This is a genomic window from Flavobacterium sp., assembly GCF_965657075.1.
GTDB lineage: Bacteria > Bacteroidota > Bacteroidia > Flavobacteriales > Flavobacteriaceae > Flavobacterium.
In genome coordinates this window covers 14,703-39,627 of the sequence record NZ_CBFHMV010000008.1, presented here as the reverse complement: position 1 = coordinate 39,627, position 24,925 = coordinate 14,703, and the positions used below count along the sequence as shown (strand labels likewise).

Here is a 24,925-nt window from a genome sequence, read left to right as displayed (position 1 = left end):
AAACCCAACAACTTTCGTAATCGGGCTTAGTCTTAATACTTAATACTATAATCTTAATACTTTTCTAGTCATTCAACTTCAAAACAGCCATAAACGCTTCTTGAGGAATTTCAACATTTCCTACTTGACGCATTCGTTTTTTACCTTTTTTCTGTTTTTCTAGAAGTTTACGCTTACGCGAAATATCACCACCATAACATTTGGCTGTTACGTCTTTTCTCAAAGCTTTTATCGTTTCACGAGCTATAACTTTGGCTCCAATTGCCGCTTGGATTGGAATGTCAAATTGTTGTCTTGGGATTAATTCTTTCAGTTTTTCACACATTTTCTTACCAATATAGTAAGCATTACTTTCGTGAATTAACGCAGAAAGTGCATCAACGGATTGTGCATTTAATAAAACATCCAATTTCACCAATTTTGATTCTCTCATTCCAATTGGCGAGTAGTCAAATGAAGCATATCCTTTAGAAACAGTTTTTAATCTATCGTAAAAATCAAATACAATTTCCGCTAAAGGCATGTCAAAATTTAATTCAACACGTTCTGTAGTTAAATAGGTTTGGTTGGTAATTACACCACGTTTTTCAATACAAAGACTCATAACATTTCCAACGAAATCAGACTTTGTAATAATAGTTGCCTTGATGTATGGTTCTTCAACTCGGTCTAATTTAGAAGGTTCAGGTAAATCAGAAGGGTTGTTTACGATTAAAATTGTATCAGGTTCTTTTTTAGTGTAAGCATGATAAGAAACGTTGGGAACTGTTGTAATTACAGTCATGTCAAATTCACGTTCTAAACGTTCTTGAATAATTTCCATGTGCAACATTCCTAAGAATCCACAACGGAAACCAAAACCTAACGCTGCTGAGCTTTCAGCTGTAAATACTAATGAAGCATCATTCAACTGTAATTTTTCCATCGAAGCACGTAAATCTTCAAAATCTTCAGTATCTACTGGATAAATCCCAGCAAATACCATAGGTTTTACGTCTTCAAAACCTGTAATCATATTGGTTGTTGGTGTTTTTGCGTCTGTTACAGTGTCACCAACTTTTACTTCTTTAGCTTCTTTAATTCCAGAAATTAAATACCCAACATCACCAGTAGAAATTTTGTCTTTTGGTACTTGATTTAGTTTTAATGTACCCACTTCATCGGCAAAATATTCATTGCCAGTTGCCATGAACTTGATTTTTTGTCCTTTTTTAATTTCACCGTTTTTTACACGAAAAATTACTTCAATTCCTCGAAAAGGATTATAATGTGAATCGAAAATTAAGGCTTGCAATGGTTCTTCCGGATTTCCTTTTGGAGCAGGAACTTTATTAATAATAGCTTCCAAAATTTTATCCACTCCAAAACCTGTTTTCCCTGAAGCATGAATAATATCTTCTAATTTACAACCTAGTAAATCAATAATATCATCACTAACTTCTTCAGGATTGGCACTTGGTAAATCTACTTTGTTTAAAACGGGAATAATTTCCAAGTCATTTTCTAATGCCAAATATAAATTAGAAATGGTTTGTGCTTGAATACTTTGTGCTGCATCTACAATCAACAAAGCACCTTCACATGCAGCAATAGAACGAGAAACTTCATAAGAAAAATCAACGTGTCCTGGTGTGTCAATTAAATTTAAAATATAATCTTCACCATTGTGTTTGTAATTCATTTGAATAGCGTGACTTTTTATGGTAATTCCGCGTTCACGCTCCAAATCCATATTGTCTAATAACTGTGCTTTTTCTTCACGAGCTGTTACGGTTTGAGTAGCACCTAATAATCTATCAGCCAACGTACTTTTTCCGTGATCAATATGAGCTATTATACAAAAATTTCTAATGTTTTTCATTTTCAATATCAATTTCAATGTCAAAAATCAATCTCAAAAACTTGTGTTCATAACAAATTAGCAAAAGATTTTTTACTTAATAATCTGCAAATATAATTCAAAGTTTTGGATTGTTGTTCTAAGATTAACGTTTGTTGAATATATATACCTTGTTTTTATTGTAATTTTTTAAAACACATTTGTGTAAATTTGGGAAATTAGTGTCAAAATAAAAATCTTATCGTAAATTTGTAAAAAATTTTAGTTTAAAAATGCCAAAAATCGGAAACATAGTATTACCAGAATTTCCTTTGCTTCTTGCTCCTATGGAAGATGTGAGTGATCCACCATTTCGTAGATTGTGTAAATTGCATGGTGCAGATTTAATGTATTCTGAATTTATTTCGTCAGAAGGATTGATTAGAGATGCTATGAAAAGTATGAAGAAATTGGACATTTTTGATTATGAAAGACCCGTTGGAATCCAAATTTTTGGTGGTGATGAAGAAGCTATGTCGGAAAGTGCTAGAATTGTAGAAACGGTTCAGCCTGATTTAGTTGATATTAATTTTGGTTGTCCAGTAAAAAAAGTGGTAACAAAAGGAGCAGGAGCAGGAGTTTTGAAAGATGTAGATTTGATGATTCGATTGACTAAAGCAGTTATTAGAGGAACTTCATTGCCAGTTACAGTTAAAACACGTTTGGGTTGGGATGATGCATCTATAAATATTGATGAGGTTGCCGAAAGATTGCAAGATATCGGTGTTCAAGCATTGTCAATTCATGCAAGAACTCGTGCTCAAATGTATAAAGGACATTCCGATTGGAGTCATATTGCTCGAGTGAAAAATAATCCAAGAATTACAATGCCCGTTTTTGGAAATGGAGATATTGATTCACCTGAAAAAGCTTTAGAATATAAAAATGAATATGGTATAGATGGCATCATGATTGGAAGAGCTGCAATTGGTAATCCTTGGATTTTTAATGAAATTAAACATTTCATGAAAACGGGTGAGCATTTAGCACAACCAACATTGAATGACAGAATTGAAGCGGCAAAAAATCACTTGATTTGGTCTATGGAATGGAAAGGAGAGCATTTAGGAATTATCGAAATGCGTCGTCATTATACCAATTATTTCAAGGGAATTCATTCTTTTAAAGAATATAAGCAACGTTTGGTAACAACGGATGATGCCAACGGTTTAATGAAAGTCTTTGAAGAAATTAGTCAAGTTTATGCTAATTATCAAATGGTGTAATTTATTCTTCTAAAAGTTTTTTTGATACGGTGTTGCTAGCTATCCAAGAGGCAATCAATCCCAGAATAAAGATTGTAAAACACACAATAATTATATTAAAAACTTCAAATTTGATTGGATAAGCAAGATTTTCGGTAATCATTATCAATTGAAATTTTTGTTGAATTAAAACAATAATTATTCCTAAAAAAAGACCTAAAATTCCACCCAGAAAGGTAATTAAACCTCCTTGTAAAAAGAAGATAGTTCTAATTTTTTTAACATCAACTCCTAAGCTAAAAAGTGTTTTTAAATTATTCTTTTTGTCAATAATCATCATAATTAATGCTCCTGCTAATGTAAAAAGCGTTAAAATAATTACTAGAGTAAAAATGGAGTAAACAGCAATGTTTTCTGTATTAAGCATTTTGTAAAGAGAATCATTTAATTGAGCTCTGTTTTTAATTTTTACTTTATTTTTAAAAATGGTATTTAATTCTGAAACAGCTTCTTCTTCAGTAACATTGGGCTTTAATTTTAATTCTATATTAGTAAATTGATTGGCTTTAAAATCCATAAGTTGTTGTGCAATTTCTATATCACAAAACACATATTTATTATCAATTTCTTCGTTTTCGGTGTAGTAAATTCCTACAGGTAATAAAAATGTTTTTCTAAATGCATCTTCTTCAGAATTAATAGTTCCTTTGCCTGGTTTAGGAACAAACACTTGTAATTGGTTGTTAAAATCCAACAATCCAGCAGAAAGTTTTCTTGAAATACCTGTAGCCATTACGGCACCATTTGTTTCAGATTCAAACCAATTTCCGGAATATATTTCTTTTTTAAACGTTGTTACATCGTTAAATAAACTATCCACACCTTTTAAGTAAGCCACATGTTCTTTTTCGTCATATAAAAAAAATACCCGCTCTTCTATAACTTTAGAAAAGGATAAAATTTTATCTGAACTTTTTAGTTGTGTTTCTTGTTCTTTTGAAAGCAGTAATGATTTTCCTGCTATAGCCTCGATTTTTAAATCAGGATCTACAGAGTTTGCAAAACTTAAACTAAATTCTTTTAATCCACTAAAAACCGACATCACCACAAATAAAGCCATCGCACCAGCAATTATTCCAACGGAAGCTATTGCAGTAATGAAGTTTATGGCAGTGCTTTTTGTTTTGGTAAATGCGTATCTTTTAGCTATGTAAAGAGAAATATTCAAATTATGATTTTTTTCTTTTTTCTAATAAATCAGGGTTTGTGATGGGATTTTCGTTGCCTTTTAGTGCGTTATCAATACTTTCAATATAATCTAAACTGTCGTCAATATAAAAAGTTAGATTTGGTACTTTTCTTAATTGATTTTTCACTCTTTGAGCTAAATCGTGCTTAATAAGTGGTGTATTGGTTTTGATAGCAGCTAAAATTTCTGGAGCTTTCTCCGTTGGAAAAACACTTAAATGAACTTTCGCAATAGATAAATCTGTTGTTACATTAACCTTTGAAATTGAAATGATTAAGTTTAAAATTCCATTTTTTCTAATTTCTCCTTGAAGAATATCTACCAAGTCATTTTGCAACAAGGCACCTATTTTTTTTTGTCTATTTGTTTCCATTGGGCAAAAATACAATAAGATTTCCGATTGAAGATTAATGAATTTCGATTTTTGAAGTTTAATAATGTTTTTTAATCTATTTTATTTTATAATTTTACTAAAAATACAATTATGAGAAAAATTGAACATATTGGTATTGCTGTCAAAGATTTGAAAACGTCAAATATTTTATTTGAAAAATTATTTGGTATTCCTCCTTACAAAGAAGAGGAAGTGGTTTCAGAAGGAGTGAAAACCTCTTTTTTTATGAATGGTCCCAATAAGATTGAGTTGTTGGAAGCTACGAATGAAAACAGTCCAATTGCAAAATTTTTAGAAAAGAAAGGAGAAGGAATACACCATATTGCCTTTGATGTAGAAAATATAGAAGAAGAAATCATAAGATTGCAAAAAGAAGATTTTGTTTTAATTAACGAAAAACCAAAAAAAGGTGCTGATAATAAGTTAGTTGTTTTTTTACATCCTAAAAGTACCAATGGAGTTTTGATTGAACTTTGTCAGGAAATAAAAGAAAAGTAATATAACATTTGCAAGCAATCAAAAATAATAGTAATATTGCACTCTCAAAACTGGTCCTATAGCTCAGTTGGTTAGAGCACCTGACTCATAATCAGGTGGTCCCTGGTTCGAGCCCAGGTGGGACCACAACCACAAACTTAATTGTTTGTGGTTTTTTTATTCCGTTTATCTATAATAAAAGCTTTTAATCGATTTTTTCCACTTAACAATTATATAATACAATGTTTTAACATGAAAACTATTGTAATCATTGATAATATTTTTATGTTCGCATCGTTATTAAAATAAAATAGTGTACTGTATTTCATATATCAATCTTAAAATAATTTTTTTTAGCCCCAAATAATAAATGAAATTATTAAATAAAATACTAATATTAGTATTAATTTTTATATTTAAATACCATTAGTGCTGGACCAGTAAATCCACCTCCTCCTACTTTGCCCCCGCCCCCGCCTGGATTGGGTTTGGATGGTGGTTTGATTTATTTTTTTATGCTTAGCATTGTTTTTGTATTTTTTTTTTTAAAAAATAATTCTACAAGAAATTGTTAAAAAATTTTATTTCAATTCCATTAATCTTTTTACATATTTACCAATAACATCAAATTCTAAGTTTACTATAGTTCCTACTTTTAGTTTTGAAAAATTTGTGTTTTCATACGTGTAAGGTATAATTGCCACGCTGAACTCATTAATCTTCGAATTTACTACAGTTAAACTTGTACCATTTATAGTAATAGATCCTTTTTCAATAGTAACATTGTTTAGTGATTTGTCATATTGGAACGTAAACACCCAGCTGCCATTTTCTTCTTTAATTGAAATACACTCTGCTATTTGATCTACATGGCCTTGAACTATATGTCCATCTAACCTTGCACCTAAAATCATTGCTCTTTCAAGATTTACCAAAGTGTTTTCTTCCCATTTGTCAATGCTTGTTTTGTCGATAGTCTCTTTAATTGCAGTTACAGTGTATGATTTATCATCAATAGCTACAACTGTTAAACAGATGCCATTATGAGCAACACTTTGATCTATTTTTAATTCATTTGTAATGTTTGATTCTATTGTTAAATGAATATTTTCTTGTTCTTTTCTGATTTCTCTTATTAATCCGAGAGTTTCTATGATTCCTGTAAACATTAGTCGTTTTATTTTATTAAATTTGCAGTTCAAAAATAGCATAAATAACTCTTTATAATGGTTAAAAAATCAGAAAATATAATAGTAGGAATATCTATAGGCGATTTAAATGGTATAGGAAGTGAGGTTGTAATGAAAACTTTGGAAGATAATCGTATGCTAGAATTGTGCACACCTGTTATTTTTGCTAATGTTAAGATTATGACTTTTTTAAAAAAGACGTATAATTTAACTTTAAATTTTCATGGGATTGACAATCTTAATCAACTTGTTATTGGTAAAATTAATGTGCTTAATGTTTGGAAAGAATCTGTCAACATTCAATTTGGAGTAAATGACAATGTTGTTGGTGAGTTTGCTATAAAATCCTTTATTGCTGCCACTAAAGCTTTAAAAGATAATCTTATTGATGTTTTGGTGACGGCTCCAATTAATAAATATAGCATCCAATCTGAAGATTTTAAATTCCCAGGACATACCGATTATTTAGCGAAACAATTTAATGAAAGAGCATTAATGTTTATGATAAATAATGATTTAAGAGTGGGTTTATTAACGGATCATGTTCCTGTAAATGATGTTGCTAAACATTTAACTGAAGATTTGATTGTTTCAAAAGTAAATCTAATTAATCAGTCTTTAAAACAAGATTTTGGTATTTCTAAACCTAAAATAGCGGTATTAGGATTAAATCCACATTGCGGTGATAATGGTGTTATTGGAAAAGAAGACGATCAGGTTTTAAAACCAGCTCTATTAAAGATATTTGAAAAAGGAACTTTAGTTTTTGGTCCTTTTTCAGCAGATAGTTTTTTTGGTAGCAAACAATACATGCAATATGATGCAATTTTAGCAACTTACCACGATCAAGGTTTAATTCCATTTAAAACGCTGTCATTTGGTAATGGTGTTAATTTTACAGCAGGAATTAGTAAAGTAAGAACATCTCCAGATCACGGAACGGCTTTTGACATTGCAGGTAAGGGAATTGCAAATGAAGAGTCGTTTAGAGAAGCTTTGTATCAAGCAATTGATATTTATAATAACAGAATAATGTACGGGGAATTAACAAATAATCCTTTAATAGTGTCAAAAAGATAAGTTATAAACAAAAAAAAGTTCACAACTATTTTTAAATCCCAAAAAAAGTATATCTTTGCACACCTTAAAAAAGGGTAAAACTGCTGTAATGAACAATTTAAAAGAATATTTAATTCAATTTGTTGGGTTAAAATTAGGGAAGCATCAGTTTGATTATCAGATAGATAATTCGTTCTTTGAACACTTTGACTACAGTGATTTTAATGCTGTAGCTATCAAAGTAGATGTTGTTTTAGAAAAGAAAAGCACAATGCTTGAATTGATTTTTAAGTATAAAGGAACTGTTAATGTGCCTTGTGATTTAACAAATGAAGATTTTGACTTGCCAATAAAAGGTACTTTTAAGTTAATTGTTAAATTTGGCGATTCTTTTAATAATGATAATGAAGAATTGTTAATTTTGCCTCATGGTGAATTTCAAATAGATGTTTCACAGTACATTTATGAGTCAATTATTCTTTCAGTTCCACTAAAAAGAGTCCATCCAGGTGTAAAAGACGGAACTTTAAAGTCTAAAGCAATTGAAACATTGAACAATCTATCTCCAAAAGAGAGTAAAGAAGAAGAAAATAAAGATATCGATCCTAGATGGAACGATTTAAAAAAACTATTAACGGATAAATAATATAGTAAAATGGCACATCCAAAGAGAAAAATCTCCAAAACTAGAAGAGATAAGAGAAGAACACATTACAAAGCAACTCCAGCTCAAATCGCTACTTGTCCAATTACAGGTGAAGCACATTTATACCACAGAGCTTACTGGCATGAAGGTAAAATGTACTACAGAGGACAAGTTGTAATTGATAAATCTGAAGCAGTAGCTTAATTTTTTTATTATATAGAGAAAAACTCTCACGTTGTGAGAGTTTTTTTTTACAACAAGACTTAGACAATTTAATAAACTATTTTATTAAGTTTAATTTTTTTTTTGTAATTTTCAACACTATTCAAATTTCAATATTTGAAAAGAAAAATTATTTTTATGAATAAAATAACTGCAGCAATTACAGCTACTGGTTCTTATGTTCCTGATTTTGTGTTGTCTAACAAAGTGTTAGAAACTTTAGTTGATACAAATGATGAATGGATAACATCAAGAACAGGAATTAAAGAAAGAAGAATTCTTAAAGAAGAAGGTCAAGGAACTTCTTACCTTGCCATACAAGCAGCAAAAAATTTAATTGAAAAAGCTAATATCGATCCAAAAGAAATCGATATGGTGATTTTATGTACTGCAACACCAGATATGTTAGTTGCATCAACAGGAGTATATGTTGCCTCTCAAATTGGTGCAACAAATGCTTTTGCATATGATTTACAAGCCGCATGCTCAAGTTTTCTTTTTGGTATGTCTACAGCATCAGCTTATGTTGAATCTGGAAAATATAAAAAAGTGTTACTAATTGGAGCTGATAAAATGTCATCCATAATTGATTATACAGATAGATCAACATGTATTATTTTTGGTGATGGTGCTGGAGCAGTTTTGTTTGAACCCAATCACGAAGGCTTAGGTTTACAAGATGAATTTTTAAGAAGTGATGGAGTAGGGAGAGAGTTTCTTAAAATTGATGCAGGTGGATCTATATTGCCATCTTCAGAAGAAACAGTTAAAAATAAGCAGCATTTTGTACATCAAGACGGGAAAACGGTATTTAAATACGCTGTTTCTGGAATGGCAGATGTTAGCGAGAAAATAATGGAGCGTAATAACTTAGTTAAAGAAGATATAAATTGGTTAGTAGCACATCAAGCTAATAGAAGAATTATTGATGCTACTGCAAACAGAATTGGTCTTGAAGAAGATAAAGTCTTGATCAATATTGAAAAATATGGCAATACAACTTCTGCAACTTTACCATTATTGCTAGGAGATTTCGAAAGCAAATTAAAAAAAGGAGATAATATTATCTTTGCAGCATTCGGTGGCGGTTTCACTTGGGGTGCTATCTATTTAAAGTGGGCTTATAATTCAAATAAATAAACTAAACTAAAAACAAATTTTAATAGTATGGATATTAGAGAAATTCAAAATTTAATCAAATTTGTATCAAAATCAGGTGCAACGGAAGTGAAATTAGAAATGGATGATTTTAAAATCACTATAAAAACTACTCCAGAAGGTGCAGAATCAACAACAACTTATGTTCAGCAAATGCCTGTATCTCAAGCATTGCCACAAGCACCAGCAGCTCAACCACAAGAACCAACAGCTCCTTCAACACCAGCTGAACTTGTAAATGATGATGCAAAATACATCACTATAAAATCGCCAATTATTGGTACTTTATACAGAAAACCAGCACCAGATAAAGCTGTTTTTGTGGAAGTTGGAAGTACCATATCAAAAGGCGATGTAGTTTGTGTAATTGAAGCAATGAAATTATTTAACGAAATTGAATCTGAAGTTTCTGGTAAAATTGTAAAAATTTTAGTAGACGATTCATCTCCAGTTGAATTCGACCAACCTTTATTTTTAGTTGATCCATCTTAATAAAGTTAGAAGTTGGAAGTTTGAAATTAGAAGTATTCAGTTTTCTGAATTCTAAATTCTAAATTCTAAATTCAGAAATGTCTAATTATCTAATTAAAAAAACATGTTTAAAAAAATATTAATTGCCAATAGAGGTGAAATTGCACTTCGTGTAATTAGAACTTGTAAAGAAATGGGCATCAAAACAGTAGCGGTTTATTCTACTGCTGATGCTGAAAGTTTACACGTAAGATTTGCAGATGAAGCAGTATGTATTGGACCTCCTCCAAGTAATCTTTCTTACTTAAAAATGTCTAATATTATAGCTGCTGCTGAAATTACTAATGCTGATGCTATCCATCCAGGTTATGGATTCTTGTCTGAAAATGCTAAATTTTCTAAAATTTGTCAAGAACACGGAATCAAGTTCATTGGAGCTTCTCCAGAAATGATAGATAGAATGGGCGACAAGGCTAATGCTAAATCAACTATGATTGAAGCTGGTGTTCCTTGTGTTCCTGGTAGTGAAGGAATTATTGCTTCTTATGAGGAATGTGAAAAAGTAGCAAAAGCGACAGGTTATCCTGTTATGTTAAAAGCTTCAGCTGGTGGTGGTGGAAAAGGTATGCGTGCTATTTGGAAAAAAGAAGATCTTAAAAATGCTTGGGAATCTGCTAGACAAGAAAGTAAAGCTGCATTCGGGAATGACGATATGTACATGGAAAAATTAATTGAAGAACCAAGGCATATTGAAATTCAAGTAGTTGGAGATTCGTTTGGAAAAGCATGTCATTTATCTGAAAGAGATTGTTCTGTACAAAGACGTCATCAAAAATTAACAGAAGAAACACCTTCGCCATTTATGACTGACGAATTGCGAAATGCAATGGGAGCAGCAGCTGTTAAAGCAGCAGAGTATATTAAATATGAAGGTGCAGGAACTGTTGAATTTTTAGTAGATAAGCATAGAAATTTTTATTTCATGGAAATGAATACTCGTATTCAAGTAGAACATCCAATTACTGAACAAGTAATTGATTTCGACCTAATTCGTGAACAAATCATGGTAGCTGCTGGAATTCCAATTTCAGGTAAAAATTATTTCCCATTATTACATTCCATTGAATGTCGTATCAATGCTGAAGATCCTTATAATGATTTTAGACCTTCTCCAGGAAAGATTACTACATTGCACACTCCAGGAGGACATGGCGTTCGATTAGATACGCACGTTTATGCAGGATATACAATACCGCCAAATTACGATTCGATGATTGCTAAATTGATTACAACGGCTCAATCAAGAGAAGAAGCAATCAGTAAAATGAAGCGCGCTTTGGATGAGTTTGTAATTGAAGGAATAAAAACTACAATTCCTTTCCATAGACAGTTAATGGACGAACCAGATTATGTAGCTGGAAATTACACTACAAAATTTATGGAATCCTTTGTAATGAAAGAAAAAGTAGATTAAGATATAAATGCAAAAACGCTCAATTTTTTTAGATTGAGCGTTTTTTTATTTTTTTTATTAATTTTAAGATTCAATAATTACAAATTACAACGTTTCTTTCAACCATCTAAAAAATTCGCGTTGCCAAACTAAGCCGTTTTGTGGTTTTAAAATCCAATGATTTTCTTCAGGAAAGACCATAAACTTACTTTTAATTCCTTTTAATTGAGCTGCTTGAAAAGCTTCTTGGCTTTGTCCAATCGGAACACGATAATCAATTCCTCCTTGAATAATAAAAATAGGAGTATTCCAATTATTAACTAGAGTAATTGGATTGAAATCCTTAAAAGTTTTTTGTGCAATTTTATTTTCATTTTCCCAATAAGCACCACCAGAATCCCAGTTTGTAAAGAAAACTTCTTCCGTAGTTCCATACATGCTTTGTGTGTTGAAAATTCCAGCATGCGAAATAAACGTTTTGAATCTGTTGTTGTGAATTCCAGCTAAATAAAATACAGAATAACCACCATAACTTGCTCCAATTGCACCTAAACGCTCTGTATCAACGTAACTTTCTTTTGCTACATCATCAATAGCTGATAAGTAATCATCCATCACTTGTCCGCCCCAATAACCACTAATTTTTTCATTCCATTCTACACCATGTCCAGGCATTCCTCTTCGGTTTGGAGCAACAATAATATAACCTTGAGAAGCCATGACTTGAAAATTCCATCTAAAAGAATAAAATTGTGTTAAAGCACTTTGTGGACCACCTTGACAATATAAAAGTGTTGGATATTTTTTAGTAGCATCAAAATTTGGAGGCAAAATAACCCAAACCAACATTTTTTTACCATCAGTTGTAGTTACATATCTTTTTTCTGTTTTGCATTGTGCGATTTTACTATAGACTTCATCATTTACTTTCGTGATTTGATTCCATTCAGAACTTTTTAAATCATACGAATAAATCTCACTAGCATGATTCATATCACCACGAGTAACAATTATTTTTGAATCATCAAAACCAACAATTCCGTTAACATCAAAATCTCCTGTTGTGATTTGATTCACTAGAATCATGATTTTGGTTAAACCTGGAAAATTGACTTCGAATAATTGTTTTGTTCCTTCAACTGCAGCAATAAAATAGACTTTTTTACCGTCTTTACTCCAAGTAAAACTATCTACAGTTCCATCCCAATTGCTAGTTAAATTAATATCTAATCCTTTATGACGAACTATAATATCATTTTTATTAGCTTCATAACCATCCCGTTTCATTTGCAACCAAGATAAATCACCGTTTGGTGAAAACTGTGGTGCAACATCATAACCAAAATTCTTTTCGGTAAGATTTTTAGTTTTTTTTGTTTCTAAATCGTATTCGTATAAATAGGTATTGGTGCTTGTAGCGTAGGCAGTCCCTTCTTTTTTCTTACAAACATAAATTGCTTTTTTCCCATCAGGTGAAAAAATATAATCTTCATCACCACCAAAAGGTTTTTGAGGACAATCATAAGGTTCATTTTCCATGATATCAACATCATTCACAAAAACATGATTGTGTTTTCCTTCATTCCAAGTATCCCAATGGCGGTAATCCAAACCTTCGTAAATTTGAACATTAGATTTTTCTAATTCAGGATAAAAATCTTTACCTAATACTTTGTCTATTTTGACTTCCTTGTTTGAAATCGATTTTCCATTCACAGCATTTTTATCATACAAAAACGATTTGTAATCTTCAATTGCAATTGCTTTTCCACCATTTATAGGAATAGAATAAAAAGTTGAATTCAATTTATTTTCAACCATATTAGGTTTGGAAACTTTGTAAATAATTGATTTTCAGTCTTTTGAAATTCCTAAAGCAGTAACTCTACCTAATTCCCATAATTTTTCAGGAGTCATAATATTTTGAGCAATTGTAGAAGATGCGATCATACTTAAAATTATTAAAGCTATTTTTTTCATTTTTAAACAATTTTTATAGGTTAAAATTACTAATTTTTTAAAAAATATAAGTATTTTCACAACTTAAAAGCAAAAAAGAATTTAATGAGAAAATTAGCATTGCATTGGCAAATTTTATTGGGAATGGTTTTAGGAGTAGTATTTGCTTTTTTACTAGTTCAAATGGATTGGGGAAAACAATTTATTGTAGATTGGATAAAACCTTTCGGTAATATATTTATAAACCTTTTAAAACTAATTGCAGTTCCTTTAATTTTAGGTTCCCTTATCAAAGGTGTTTCGGATTTGAAAGATATTTCTAAACTTTCAAAAATGGGCGGAAGAACTATTGGTTTGTACATCATGACAACGGTGCTTGCCGTTTCCATTGGATTAGCCATTGTAAATATTATTAAGCCAGGAAGTTTTATTTCAGAAGAAACGAGAACAGAGTTGTTAGCTAATTTTGCAGGTGAAGCTAATTCAAAAATTGAAGCAGCCAACAAACAAAATGAAGCAGGACCTTTACAGGCTCTAGAAGATATTGTGCCAAGCAATATTTTTAAATCCGCTACAGATAATGGAAGTATGTTGCAAGTCATTTTCTTTGCTTTGTTTTTCGGAATTTCTATGATTTTAATTCCAGAAGAAACTTCTAGACCAGTTAAGGCATTTTTTGATGGTTTCAATGAAGTAATTCTCAAAATGATTGATTTAATAATGCTAGCTGCTCCTGTTGGAGTTTTTGCTCTATTAGCTTCTTTAGTGGCTGAATCTCCAAGTGCGGATTTATTCAAAGCTTTAGGAATGTATGGAATTTCTGTTTTATTTGGATTAGCTCTTATGATTGGAGTTTATCTTTTGATTGTAAAAGTGTTTGCTAAAAAGAGTCCAACATTCTTTTTAAACGGAATTGCACCAGCTCAGTTATTGGCTTTTTCAACAAGTTCTTCTGCAGCAACTTTACCAGTTACTATGGAAAGAGTAGTAGATAATTTAGGAGTTGATGATGAAGTGGCCAGTTTTGTTTTGCCTATCGGTGCCACAATAAATATGGACGGAACGAGTTTATATCAGGCAGTGGCAGCCGTTTTTATTGCTCAAGCTTTTGGTATGGATTTAACCCTTGGAGCTCAACTAGGAATAATTGTTACTGCAACATTAGCTTCAATAGGGAGTGCAGCTGTTCCTGGTGCAGGAATGGTTATGTTGGTAATCGTTTTGGCACAAGCTGGAATTCCAGAAGCTGGTTTGGCTTTAATATTTGCCATTGACCGACCTTTAGATATGTGCAGAACTACCGTTAATGTAACTGGTGACGCAGCAGTGGCGATGGTTGTAGCAAAATCAGTAGATAGGTTAGAATAATTTTAAGTATTAAGTATTAAGACAAAACCGAACAGTTTTCAAAACAAAATAACCTTGTGCCTTAGTGCCTTTGTGGCAAAAAATATATAATAAATGAACGATTTTCATTGGACCAAACTCTTTAATCCCGAATTCTATATTACTATGGAAGTAGGAGGTATACCTATTGGAATTTACATGGTTTTGTTCATTGTTTTTGCTGAAACAGGTTTGTTTGCGGGCTTCTTTTTGCCAGGGGATAGTTTGTTGTTTTTATCAGGAATTTATAGCAGAGAATTAGTGGAAACGTTCTTTTATATTCCTAGTGATTTTTCAAATGTTACTGTTTTAGCTTTATTAATTGCAGCAGCTGCAACTGTAGGAAATATATTTGGTTATTGGTTTGGTTCTAGAAGCGGTCAGTTTTTATATGCTAAAGAAGATAGTTTCTTCTTTAAGAAAAAATATTTATACCAATCACAAGAATTTTTTGAAAAACATGGTGGAAAAGCAATCATTTTTGCAAGATTTTTACCTATTGTCAGAACTTTTGTTCCTATAATAGCTGGAATTGTTCACATGGAAAAAGGTAGATTTATGTTTTATAATGTGTTGAGTTCACTACTTTGGTCTTTTACTTTAGTTTTTGCAGGACATTATTTATATGACTTATTTTTATCAGAATTTGACATAGATTTAAAAAAACATATTGAAAAAATTATTTTAATATTGATAGCTGTTACCACATTTCCATTAGTAATGAAAGCTATAAAATCTAGAAAGGTGAATTCTAATACTCCTGAATAATGCAACTAAGTTATTGGGAATTAAAAAACTGGTTCTCTAATGTAGATTTCACTATAGTTGGAAGTGGAATCGTAGGCTTGCATTGTGCTTTAGAATTGAGAGTAAAATTTCCAAAAAGTAAAATTTTAGTACTCGAAAAAGGAATTTTACCACAAGGAGCCAGTACAAAAAATGCTGGTTTTGCTTGTTTTGGAAGTATTTCTGAAATCATAGACGATTTAAAAACCCATTCCGAAGAAGAAGTTATTCAACTGGTTCAAAAAAGAGTGAATGGTTTACAATTACTACGTAAACGCTTAGGCGATGAAGTTTTGGATTACAAACCTTTTGGAGGTTATGAATTATTCTTAAAAAAAGATGAAGCGTTTTATAATGAATGTGTTTCGAAAATTCCATTTATCAACGATATTTTAAAACCTGTTTTTAAAGCAGATGTTTTTGCTAAAGAAGTAGATCGATTTAATTTCAAAGAGATTTTTGAATATCTAATTTTCAATCCTTTTGAAGGACAAATTGATACTGGAAATATGATGCAAGCTTTGTTGAAAGAAGCAATTTCCAACGATATTCTAATTTTAAACCAACAAAATGTGACTTCATTTACAGATAATAATTCATTTGTAGAAGTAGTTACTAATGAAATTTCCTTTAAAATAAACAAACTACTTTTTGCAACCAATGGATTTGCCTCTAAACTTACAAATAATCAAGTCAAACCCGCAAGAGCTCAAGTTTTAATTACAAAACCTATCGAAAATTTAGCTATAAAAGGTACTTTTCATTTAGACAAAGGCTATTATTATTTCAGAAATATTGAAAACAGAATTCTTTTTGGTGGTGGAAGAAATTTAGATTTTGAAGGTGAAACCACAACCGAATTATATCAAACAGAAATTATTCAAAATAAGTTGGAGCAATTACTAAAAGATGTAATTTTACCCAATCAAAATTTTGAAATTGAACAGCGTTGGAGTGGGATAATGGGTATAGGAAATCACAAAAATCCAATTGTAGAACAACTTTCAAGTAATGTTTATTGTGGTGTTCGTTTAGGAGGAATGGGTGTAGCAATGGGTAGTTTAATTGGTAAAGAATTAGCGGATTTAATATAATATATGGCAACAAAAATAACTTCAAGCAAAAAGGCAGTTTCCAATAGTAAACGTACTAGAGGTCAAATTGTAATTCGATTCCTTTGGAAAGCTTTCCTGTGGTTCAATATCATAAGTTTATTTTTGGTGTTGCTTTTCAAATTTGTTCCTGTTCCATTTACACCATTAATGGTCATCAGATCTATTGAACAAAAAATGGATGGTAAAGAAATAATATACAGTCACGATTGGGTGCCAATTGAAGAAATTTCTCCAAATCTTCAAAAAGCTGTTATTGCTAGTGAAGACGGAAATTTTTTATCACACAACGGTTTTGATTTAAAAGCCATTGAAAAAGCCATTGAAAACAACGAAAAAGGAAAAAAAATAAAAGGAGGAAGTACTATCAGTCAGCAAACGGCTAAAAACGTATTTCTTTGGCAAGGAAGAAGTTATTTACGAAAAGGTTTAGAGGCTTATTATACAGTATTAATTGAATTGTTTTGGAGTAAGGAACGCATCATGGAAGTCTATTTAAATAGTATTGAAATGGGTAATGGAGTATATGGTGCTCAAGCCGCATCAAAGCATTGGTATAGTAAGGATGCCAAAAATTTAAGTAAATCGGAAGCTGCAGGAATTGCTGTAATATTACCTAGTCCTAGAAAGTACAAAGCATCAAATTCATCTGCATACATAAAAAAAAGAAAAGCAAAAATATCAAAATACATAGATTATATAAAATTAGAATACTAGTTATTAAACGATTTATTATGCTGTTAAGCAGATTATTAGGGTTTTGCTAAATTTTCAAAAAAATTAATTATATATTTGTTATCTAAAGACAAAAATTAAATATTATGAAAAAAATAACCTTTTTTTTAATGTTATTTGCTGTTCAATTTTCTGTAGGGCAACAGTTAATTGACTTAACGCTAAAATACAATGCAGCTTCAACAAGATATGAAGTTTATGCAAAACCAAATTTCACTCAAAACAATTTTACTTGGGGTCCTTCTCAAATTTCAGTTGTTGTTCCAAATTCATTTCCAGATCAAGCTTTATTATTAACGTCACATGCTGCAGGTTCGTGGGGCGATAATTCAAAAATATATGCACCTCAAGCAAACACAGACTTTGATTTTCACGGTATAGATTCTGCTGGTGCTTTAATTAATTTTGTAGCCAATCAAGAAAAATTGATATTTTCATTTTTATCTCCAACCGGTACTTGTGAAGCTGGATTAAGATTATTTATAAACGGTTCAGATCCAAGTTCAAGTGCGCCTGGAATGTTAGGTGGTGATTTTAGCAATACAATATCAGGTGGAAATAATGAGGATTCTTATGGGACAAATTATGATAATGGTGGTATAGTTTGTGCACCCTTAACAGATGATGTAAATGTTGTTGTTGAGATAAATGTTGTTTTATATCCAAACCCAGTGGTTGATATCATAACTATTTCTAATTTAATTACAGAAGAAAATACAATAGATGTTTATAATTATAACGGTAAATTATTAAGAACCTACAAAACCAATGAATCTGAAACACAAATTGATTTTACTAAATATGCTGATGCTGTTTATTTGTTGAAAATTCAAAATGCAGATAGAAATTATACCATTAAGAGAATTGTGAAAAATCCTTATTAATGTAGTTTTAAAATATAAAAAATCCCGTTTAGTAATTAGCTAAACGGGATTTTTATTTTAAAATATATTGTAATTATTTCAGCTCTCTAACACCCATATTGTATAAAGTAAACGCTTGAACATCTACTTGCTCATTTATAATAGCTTCAGTCGATTTTCCTGCACCGTGACCAGCATTTACATCAATTCGAATTAAGGTTGGATTTGGGCCTGTTTGTTTGGTTTGCAACTCAGCAGCAAATTTAAAACTGTGAGCAGGAACAACTCGGTCATCATGATCACCAGTTGTAATCAAAGTTGCTGGATAAGCTGTTCCTGCTTTTACATTATGAACAGGAGAGTATCCTTTGATATAATCAAACATTTCTTTTGAATCTTCAGATGTTCCATAATCATAAGCCCATCCAGCACCAGCTGTAAAGGTATGATAACGCAACATGTCCATAACTCCAACTGCTGGTAAAGCTACTTTCATTAAATCTGGTCTTTGAGTCATTGTAGCACCAACTAATAAACCACCATTAGAACCCCCTTTAATTGCTAAATAATCAGATGAAGTATATTTTTCTTGGATTAAATATTCGGCTGCCGCAATAAAATCGTCAAAGACATTTTGTTTTTTCATTTGAGTTCCTGCGTCATGCCATTTTTTACCGTATTCACCACCACCACGTAAATTTGCAACAGCATAAACACCACCATTTTCCATCCAAACTGCATTAGCAATACTGAAACTTGGTGTCAGACTGATGTTAAATCCACCATAAGCGTATAAGATGGTTGGGTTTTTACCATTCAATTCAGTTCCTTTTTTATAAGTAATAATCATTGGAATTTTAGTGCCATCTTTAGAAGTATAAAAAACTTGTTTAGACTCGTAATCTTCCGATTTGAAATCTACTTTTGGTTTTTCATATACTTTAGAAGTTCCTGTTTTTGGGTCATAAGAATAAATAGTTCCAGGAGTTGTGTAATTTGTGAAAGAATAATATAAGGTTGTTTCTTCTTTTTTTCCACCAAAACCACCTGCAGAACCAATGCCAGGTAATTTGATATCACGAACTAATTTTCCATCATAGTCATATTGCTTGATGAATGAAACAGCATCTTTAATATAATCTGCAAAAATAGAACCACCACCAGTGGAAACTGAAAGAACATTCTCCGTTTCAGGAATAAAATCTACCCAATTTTCCATTTTCGGATTCGCTAAATCAAACGTAACTACTCTCTTGTTTGGAGCATTAAAATCAGTTGATAAATAGAATTTTGTTCCAACATTATCAATAAAATCATTGTTGTAATCAAAGGTGTTTACAATTTTTACAATTGGACCGTTTTTACTTAAGTCTTTGATGTATAATTCATTTCCATTGGTTGCAACAGCTGCAGAAATTATCAAATAATTTTCGTCATCAGTTACGCCACCGCCAACATATCTTCTTTTTTCGTTTAAACCAAAAACTACTTTATCTTCTTTTTGAGAAGTATTTAGCTTATGAAAATATAATTTGTGTTGATCTGTTTTGGCAGAAAGTTCGCTTCCTTTTGGTTTATCATAACTTGAATAATAAAACCCTTCATTTTTGAACCAAGAAATACCACTGAATTTTACATCAACAATGGTATCTCCAATAATTTCTTTGGAAACAGCATTCATTACAATTACTTTTCTCCAGTCACTTCCACCTTCAGAAATAGCATAAGCCACTAGCGAACCATCTTTTGAAAAGTTAAGTCCGCCTAAAGAAGTTGTTCCATCTTTTGAAAAGGTATTTGGATCTAAAAACACTTCTTGCTTTCCAGTTGCATCTTTTCTGTATAGAACAGACTGATTTTGCAAACCATCATTTTTGTAAAAATAAGTATAACTTCCTTCTTTAAATGGTGCTGAAATCTTTTCATAATTCCATAACTTTTCCATTCTTTCTTTGATTTGTTTTCTGAATGGAATTTTATCTAAATAACCAAAAGTAACTTCGTTTTGAGCTTTTACCCAAGCTTTGGTTTCTTCACTATTATCATCTTCTAACCATCTGTAAGGATCAGCAATCGAATCGCCAAAATAAACGTCAACAGTATCAACTTTTTTAGTTTCGGGATAATTTACAGTCATGTCTAATTCAGTTTTTTGTTCTTGTTTGCACGAAAAAATGGTTAGTGAAACCAGAGCCATTGGTATAATTTTTTTCATATGTAATAATTTAGTTCTCTTACAAATTTAACAAATTGATTATTAAAGCTTTGTTAAATTTTGAAATTCATTCCAAGAATAACATTTCTACCCATATTTGGAATGCCATCAGTTTTTAATCTGGATAAATGGTTGATGTAGGTTTTGTCTAAAAGGTTGTTGGCATTTAAAGTAAGGTCAATTGACGATTTTCCAAGTTTTACTGTTCCGCCAAAGCTAAGATTTATTAAAGTATAATCGTTAGTTTTGGTTTCAAATGCACTAAAATTATTTTGTGCTAAAGTATGATTTACTTGTAATGATGCAAAGCCTTTTGTAAGCCAATTTTTGATGTTAAATTCGCCACGAATATTGTTTTTCCATTGGTTTGCAGGAATTAAAGGTAAATATTCCTCATTACTTTGTTTACCTGTAACCGACTCAAAACTACTAGTCAAATGCAGCCAATCAAATGGATGTGGATGAAAGTGAATTCCGGCTTCTCCTCCAAATAAATAGGCATTACTTTGTACGTAATCAAACACAAAATTATCTTGAATCATTGTTCCAGTTGGTGAAATAAAAATGTAATTATTGATGTGATTGTAAAAACCATTGGTAAACACTTCAAAATGTTCGCTTTTGTATTCCAAATTCAAATCGACTTGAAAATTTTGTTCGTTTTTTAAATTAGAATTTCCAATTTCGTAACGATTGCTTCCTTCGTGTACACCATTTGAAGTCAATTCAGATAAATTTGGTGCTCTAAATCCAGAAGCTACATTAATTCTTGAGGTAAATTTTGAAGTCCAAGTTGTTTTATATCCTAAAGCAGCATTGAAACTTTGGAATTTTTTGTTGATGGCTTCAAAATAGCCTTCTTCTCCAGCTTCTCCATGAGTTTCTGTTTCTATTTTTCTGTTGTCAAAACGAATTCCAGCAATTAAAGCATGTTGATTTTTTTCGTAATTAAATGTAGCAAAAGCACCCATATCATTTGTAACTGCATTTGGAATTAACAATTCTTCTCCAAAATTCTCATTGATTTGATGCATGCCTTGAACCCCAACAATAGTTTCTATGTTTTTTATTTTAGGCAAATAATATTTTACATTGTAATTAGCCGTTTTCAACTTCATGTAAAGCGCAATTTCATCAGGAGCTTCTAATTCCTTTCTGTTGTTGTAACTATACCCTAAATCAGCTTCTAATTTCGAATCTTTGAAATAGACTTTTTGGTTTAAACTCAAAATATGATTGTCAATTTCTTGTTTTGGAAACAAAGGATTTCTGTTGCCTTCATTAACTAAATCTTCTTCGGGTAAACCCAAATTTAAATTATTGTAATTGTATCGAAAATCTGTTGAAAAATCAGAGTTAGAATAACCAATTCCTGTTTTAAAATCTTTTTCAATGGAACGTGTGTTGATTACTTTATCTCCAGAAGAAATTTTATAATCTTCATGCGAAGTGTAATTTCCTCTTGCTAAAAATTTCCAGTTACTTGGAGAAGACTTAACTCCAAATGAGGTTGAAGTTCCGTTTGTATTAGAATAAAATTGTTGAGTAATATTTGTTTTTGTTTCTCCAATTGGAGCAAATTTTTCTGGATTAAAATAGATAACTCCACCAATTGCATCTGAACCATATAATAAGGAAGCTGGTCCTTTGATTACTTCTACACTTTCGATTCCGTTGGCATTTAGACCTAAACCATGTTCTTCTCCAAATTGCTGGTTTTCTAATCGGACACCTTGAGTGTAAACCAAAACGCGACTGCTACTTAAACCACGAATAACTGGTTTCCCAATAGAGTTTCCTGTAGATAAATTAGAAATTCCAGGAATAGTGGTTAAACCATCAACTAAAGAAGAAGCTCCATTTCGTTGCATTTCTTCAGTAGTTTTATGTTCTACTTTCATTACGGTTTGCGATTGTGTTTTGTTGAAAATAGCAGAAACTACAATAGCTTCTAAATGTTGTTCTTTTTCTTTTAAAATAACATTTATTAATTTTTCTTTTTCTGTGTTAGTTAATGAAATTGTTTTTTGTTCGTAACCGATCAAGTAAAAAGCTAAATCAATTTTTCCATTTGGAACATCTTTTAATTCAAAATCTCCGTTTTTGTCAGATTGTGTGTATAAATTGGTTCCAATAATTTGAATAGTTACGTTTTCTAAATTGGTTTGATCTTCAGCTTTGATGTTTCCTTTTATATGATTTTGGCTGAATGCTATTGTTGATACAAATGCAAATAATAAGATATATAATTGTTTCATTATAAATGTTTTAAATAATAAATAGAAGTTTTGCTTTGCAATTATGAATTACAAGCATAAAAAAATGGAATGATTAACATTTAATCATTCGTAAATAACCTATGTATTAAATAAAATTGGGTGGACCTCTTAAAGAATAAAGACTTCCGCTAAACGCAATTACATTTTCAGGAATTGAAAATAGATAAGTAACGTTTTGGTAAAATGGAGTAAATTTAAAAGTAAAAACCTCTGGAGAAAGGAAAGCTGCAAATTTGAAATCACAAACAGGACAATCTTTTTTTTCAGAAATTTTATAAACTAAATTTTTATTAGATTTCGAATGATTATGTTCAAAATCTTCATTTAACTGATGAGAAAAAGCATGCAAAGATTGATAGCATACAGCAAGTAATACTGCTAGCATCAAACTTAAGTTAATAAATTGCAATTTTTTCTTCATCGATGCAAAAATACTTTTTTTGAATATGAAAAATAAAAAGAAACCACAAATTAACTATTTTTTAGGCTTTCCCAATAAGTTAATTTGTGGTTTTAGTATGTAAGATTGATTTTTTAGTTTTAAACTAATTTATTAGCCACTAAATATTCAGCAATTTGAATGGTGTTAGTTGCAGCACCTTTACGTAAATTATCAGCGACAATCCACATGTTTAATGTGTTTGGTTGGCTTTCGTCTCTACGAATTCTACCCACAAAAACATCATTCTTTCCTTGAGCATACAAAGGCATTGGATACGTAAAAGTATCTATGTTATCTTGAACTGTTACGCCACTTGTGTTGTGTAAAATTTGACGAATTTCATTAACTTCAAAATCATTTTCAAATTCAACATTTACAGCTTCACTATGTCCACCAACAATTGGCACACGAACAGCGGTTGCCGTAACTGCAATAGTTTTATCGTTTAATATTTTTTGAGTTTCACGAACCAGTTTCATTTCTTCCTTGGTGTAACCATTTTCTTCAAAAACATCACATTGAGGAATAGCATTACGGTGGATTTGGTATTTGTAAGCCATTTCACCTTTTGTACCAGCATATTCATTTTCTAATTGTTGAACCGCTTTTACACCAGTTCCAGTGATAGATTGGTATGTAGAAACAATGATTCTCTTAATTTTATATTTATCGTGCAGAGGAGCTAATGCTAAAACCATTTGAATTGTTGAACAATTAGGATTTGCAATAATTTTATCTTCTTTAGTTAAACTTGAAGCATTGATTTCTGGAACTACCAATTTTTTAGTTTGATCCATTCTCCATGCAGAAGAATTGTCTATTACAGTTGTTCCAACTTCAGCAAACTTTGGAGCCCAAATTAATGAAGTTTCTCCACCAGCTGAAAATAAAGCAATATCTGGTCTCATTTCAACTGCAGTTTGTAAACCAACTACGGAATAGTTTTTACCTTTGTAATCAATTTGTTTTCCAACAGATTTTTCAGAGGCTACAGGAATTAATTCCGCTACTGGAAAATTTCTTTCCGCTAAAACTTGTAACATTACTTCACCAACCATTCCGGTGGCACCAACAACTGCTATTTTCATAGTTTTTTAAATTTATTAGTGCAAAAGTAGTTAATAAAACAATTTGTTATATTTCTTTTTTAAAATTTCACAAAACTTTATAAAACGCTATTTTTTATAAAAAAAAGAACCCTGAAGTTATTTCAGGGTTTAGTACTGAAATGAATTCAGTATAAATTAGAATATATAATGTAGCGGTATTGATTATTTTTTTAATAAGTCTCTAATTTCTGCTAATAATTCTTCTTGTGTTGGTCCAGCAGGAGCAGGAGCTTCAGCAACAACAGGCTTTTTCATTTTATTGTACCCTTTAATCAATAAAAACATGATAAAGCCAACAATAATTAAGTTTACAATTGTGTTCACCCAAGCACCATAACGAATAGCAACTTCAATAACTTCAGTTACTCCTTCACTAGCAGCAACAGCTTCAGTCAAAATGATTTTTTTATCAGCAAAGTCAACACCTCCTGAAAAATAACCAACAATTGGCATTACTATATCGTCTACAAATCCTTTCACAACTCCATTTACAGCACCAGCCATAATCACAGCAACAGCAAACTCAATAACGTTTCCTGTCATGATAAAATTTTTAAATTCTTTCAACATAATTTTTGATTTTAAATTTGTTTTGTTTTTTTATTTCAGAACGAATTTAAAAAAAAAATTAACATT

22 protein-coding genes, 1 tRNA gene and 1 pseudogene are annotated in these 24,925 nt (G+C 31.0%); 14 read left to right on the top strand and 10 right to left on the bottom strand.

The window, feature by feature from the left end:
* Window positions 1-64 precede the first annotated feature (64 nt).
* The gene (lepA, locus tag ACTF56_RS06845; RefSeq protein WP_438966167.1) at window positions 65-1,861 is read right to left on the bottom strand and encodes a translation elongation factor 4; all 1,797 of its coding nucleotides are present in this window, start codon (window positions 1,859-1,861) and stop codon (window positions 65-67) included.
* A gap of 251 nt (window positions 1,862-2,112) precedes the next feature.
* Here lepA and dusB point away from each other — a divergent pair, with 251 nt between their 5' ends.
* The gene (gene dusB / locus ACTF56_RS06840) at window positions 2,113-3,105 is read left to right on the top strand and encodes a tRNA dihydrouridine synthase DusB (RefSeq protein ID WP_438966166.1); all 993 of its coding nucleotides are present in this window, start codon (window positions 2,113-2,115) and stop codon (window positions 3,103-3,105) included.
* A gap of 1 nt (window position 3,106) precedes the next feature.
* On the opposite strand, the gene ACTF56_RS06835 is transcribed toward dusB, so the two are convergent.
* On the bottom strand, window positions 3,107-4,312 hold the full coding sequence (locus ACTF56_RS06835; protein WP_438966165.1) for an FtsX-like permease family protein: 1,206 nt from the start codon (window positions 4,310-4,312) through the stop codon (window positions 3,107-3,109).
* A 1-nt stretch (window position 4,313) separates the two neighbouring features.
* Window positions 4,314-4,706 (bottom strand): 30S ribosome-binding factor RbfA, encoded by a 393-nt coding sequence (gene rbfA / locus ACTF56_RS06830; protein WP_438966164.1) that lies wholly within the window; start codon window positions 4,704-4,706, stop codon window positions 4,314-4,316.
* A gap of 111 nt (window positions 4,707-4,817) precedes the next feature.
* Here rbfA and mce point away from each other — a divergent pair, with 111 nt between their 5' ends.
* Together mce and ACTF56_RS06820 are read left to right on the top strand one after the other, a co-directional pair.
* Window positions 4,818-5,225, top strand: a complete 408-nt coding sequence (gene mce / locus ACTF56_RS06825) for a methylmalonyl-CoA epimerase (protein WP_438966163.1) — start codon at window positions 4,818-4,820, stop codon at window positions 5,223-5,225.
* A 52-nt stretch (window positions 5,226-5,277) separates the two neighbouring features.
* A tRNA-Ile gene (locus ACTF56_RS06820) sits at window positions 5,278-5,351 on the top strand.
* 434 nt (window positions 5,352-5,785) lie between these two features.
* On the opposite strand, the gene ACTF56_RS06815 is transcribed toward ACTF56_RS06820, so the two are convergent.
* Complete coding sequence (locus tag ACTF56_RS06815) at window positions 5,786-6,373, bottom strand: riboflavin synthase (protein WP_438966162.1); 588 nt, start codon at window positions 6,371-6,373, stop codon at window positions 5,786-5,788.
* Between the two features lie 57 nt (window positions 6,374-6,430).
* Between ACTF56_RS06815 and pdxA the strand changes: the two genes are divergently transcribed.
* From pdxA to accC, 6 genes are all read left to right on the top strand, one after another.
* The gene (pdxA, locus tag ACTF56_RS06810) at window positions 6,431-7,474 is read left to right on the top strand and encodes a 4-hydroxythreonine-4-phosphate dehydrogenase PdxA (protein WP_438966161.1); all 1,044 of its coding nucleotides are present in this window, start codon (window positions 6,431-6,433) and stop codon (window positions 7,472-7,474) included.
* Window positions 7,475-7,562: 88 nt separating this feature from the next.
* Window positions 7,563-8,099 carry a YceD family protein gene (locus ACTF56_RS06805; RefSeq protein WP_438966160.1) on the top strand — a complete coding sequence of 179 codons (537 nt, stop codon included), beginning with the start codon at window positions 7,563-7,565 and terminating at the stop codon, window positions 8,097-8,099.
* Window positions 8,100-8,108: 9 nt separating this feature from the next.
* Window positions 8,109-8,303 (top strand): 50S ribosomal protein L32, encoded by a 195-nt coding sequence (gene rpmF, locus ACTF56_RS06800; protein WP_026716620.1) that lies wholly within the window; start codon window positions 8,109-8,111, stop codon window positions 8,301-8,303.
* 156 nt (window positions 8,304-8,459) lie between these two features.
* Window positions 8,460-9,461: a beta-ketoacyl-ACP synthase III gene (locus ACTF56_RS06795; protein ID WP_438966159.1), complete on the top strand. Its 1,002-nt coding sequence runs from the start codon at window positions 8,460-8,462 to the stop codon at window positions 9,459-9,461.
* Between the two features lie 27 nt (window positions 9,462-9,488).
* Window positions 9,489-9,971 carry an acetyl-CoA carboxylase biotin carboxyl carrier protein gene (accB, locus tag ACTF56_RS06790; protein WP_438966158.1) on the top strand — a complete coding sequence of 161 codons (483 nt, stop codon included), beginning with the start codon at window positions 9,489-9,491 and terminating at the stop codon, window positions 9,969-9,971.
* A gap of 103 nt (window positions 9,972-10,074) precedes the next feature.
* Window positions 10,075-11,424 carry an acetyl-CoA carboxylase biotin carboxylase subunit gene (gene accC / locus ACTF56_RS06785; protein ID WP_438966157.1) on the top strand — a complete coding sequence of 450 codons (1,350 nt, stop codon included), beginning with the start codon at window positions 10,075-10,077 and terminating at the stop codon, window positions 11,422-11,424.
* 84 nt (window positions 11,425-11,508) lie between these two features.
* Here accC and ACTF56_RS06780 read toward each other — a convergent pair.
* Window positions 11,509-13,383 (bottom strand): annotated as a pseudogene (locus tag ACTF56_RS06780) (S9 family peptidase).
* A gap of 84 nt (window positions 13,384-13,467) precedes the next feature.
* On the opposite strand from ACTF56_RS06780, the gene ACTF56_RS06775 reads away from it, so the two are divergent.
* The 5 genes from ACTF56_RS06775 to ACTF56_RS06755 all read left to right on the top strand — a co-directional run bounded on the left by ACTF56_RS06775 (window position 13,468) and on the right by ACTF56_RS06755 (window position 18,265).
* The gene (locus tag ACTF56_RS06775; protein WP_438966156.1) at window positions 13,468-14,730 is read left to right on the top strand and encodes a dicarboxylate/amino acid:cation symporter; all 1,263 of its coding nucleotides are present in this window, start codon (window positions 13,468-13,470) and stop codon (window positions 14,728-14,730) included.
* 93 nt (window positions 14,731-14,823) lie between these two features.
* A complete protein-coding gene (locus tag ACTF56_RS06770) occupies window positions 14,824-15,516 on the top strand; it encodes a DedA family protein (RefSeq protein WP_438966155.1) in 693 nt (230 codons plus the stop codon).
* Window positions 15,516-16,628: an NAD(P)/FAD-dependent oxidoreductase gene (locus ACTF56_RS06765; protein WP_438966154.1), complete on the top strand. Its 1,113-nt coding sequence runs from the start codon at window positions 15,516-15,518 to the stop codon at window positions 16,626-16,628. Before ACTF56_RS06770 ends, ACTF56_RS06765 begins: the two co-directional genes overlap by 1 nt.
* Before the next feature lie 3 nt (window positions 16,629-16,631).
* Complete coding sequence (mtgA, locus tag ACTF56_RS06760; protein WP_438966153.1) at window positions 16,632-17,363, top strand: monofunctional biosynthetic peptidoglycan transglycosylase; 732 nt, start codon at window positions 16,632-16,634, stop codon at window positions 17,361-17,363.
* 104 nt (window positions 17,364-17,467) lie between these two features.
* Complete coding sequence (locus ACTF56_RS06755; protein WP_438966152.1) at window positions 17,468-18,265, top strand: T9SS type A sorting domain-containing protein; 798 nt, start codon at window positions 17,468-17,470, stop codon at window positions 18,263-18,265.
* A 73-nt stretch (window positions 18,266-18,338) separates the two neighbouring features.
* On the opposite strand, the gene ACTF56_RS06750 is transcribed toward ACTF56_RS06755, so the two are convergent.
* The 5 genes from ACTF56_RS06750 to mscL form a co-directional block, all read right to left on the bottom strand.
* Window positions 18,339-20,459, bottom strand: coding sequence for a prolyl oligopeptidase family serine peptidase (locus ACTF56_RS06750; RefSeq protein WP_438966151.1), 2,121 nt, complete (start codon window positions 20,457-20,459; stop codon window positions 18,339-18,341).
* 53 nt (window positions 20,460-20,512) lie between these two features.
* Window positions 20,513-22,717, bottom strand: a complete 2,205-nt coding sequence (locus tag ACTF56_RS06745) for a TonB-dependent receptor (RefSeq protein ID WP_438966150.1) — start codon at window positions 22,715-22,717, stop codon at window positions 20,513-20,515.
* Window positions 22,718-22,823: 106 nt separating this feature from the next.
* Window positions 22,824-23,123: a hypothetical protein gene (locus tag ACTF56_RS06740; RefSeq protein WP_438966149.1), complete on the bottom strand. Its 300-nt coding sequence runs from the start codon at window positions 23,121-23,123 to the stop codon at window positions 22,824-22,826.
* Window positions 23,124-23,278: 155 nt separating this feature from the next.
* The gene (locus ACTF56_RS06735) at window positions 23,279-24,268 is read right to left on the bottom strand and encodes an aspartate-semialdehyde dehydrogenase (protein WP_438966148.1); all 990 of its coding nucleotides are present in this window, start codon (window positions 24,266-24,268) and stop codon (window positions 23,279-23,281) included.
* 183 nt (window positions 24,269-24,451) lie between these two features.
* Window positions 24,452-24,859, bottom strand: coding sequence for a large conductance mechanosensitive channel protein MscL (mscL, locus tag ACTF56_RS06730; RefSeq protein WP_438966147.1), 408 nt, complete (start codon window positions 24,857-24,859; stop codon window positions 24,452-24,454).
* Window positions 24,860-24,925: the final 66 nt, after the last annotated feature.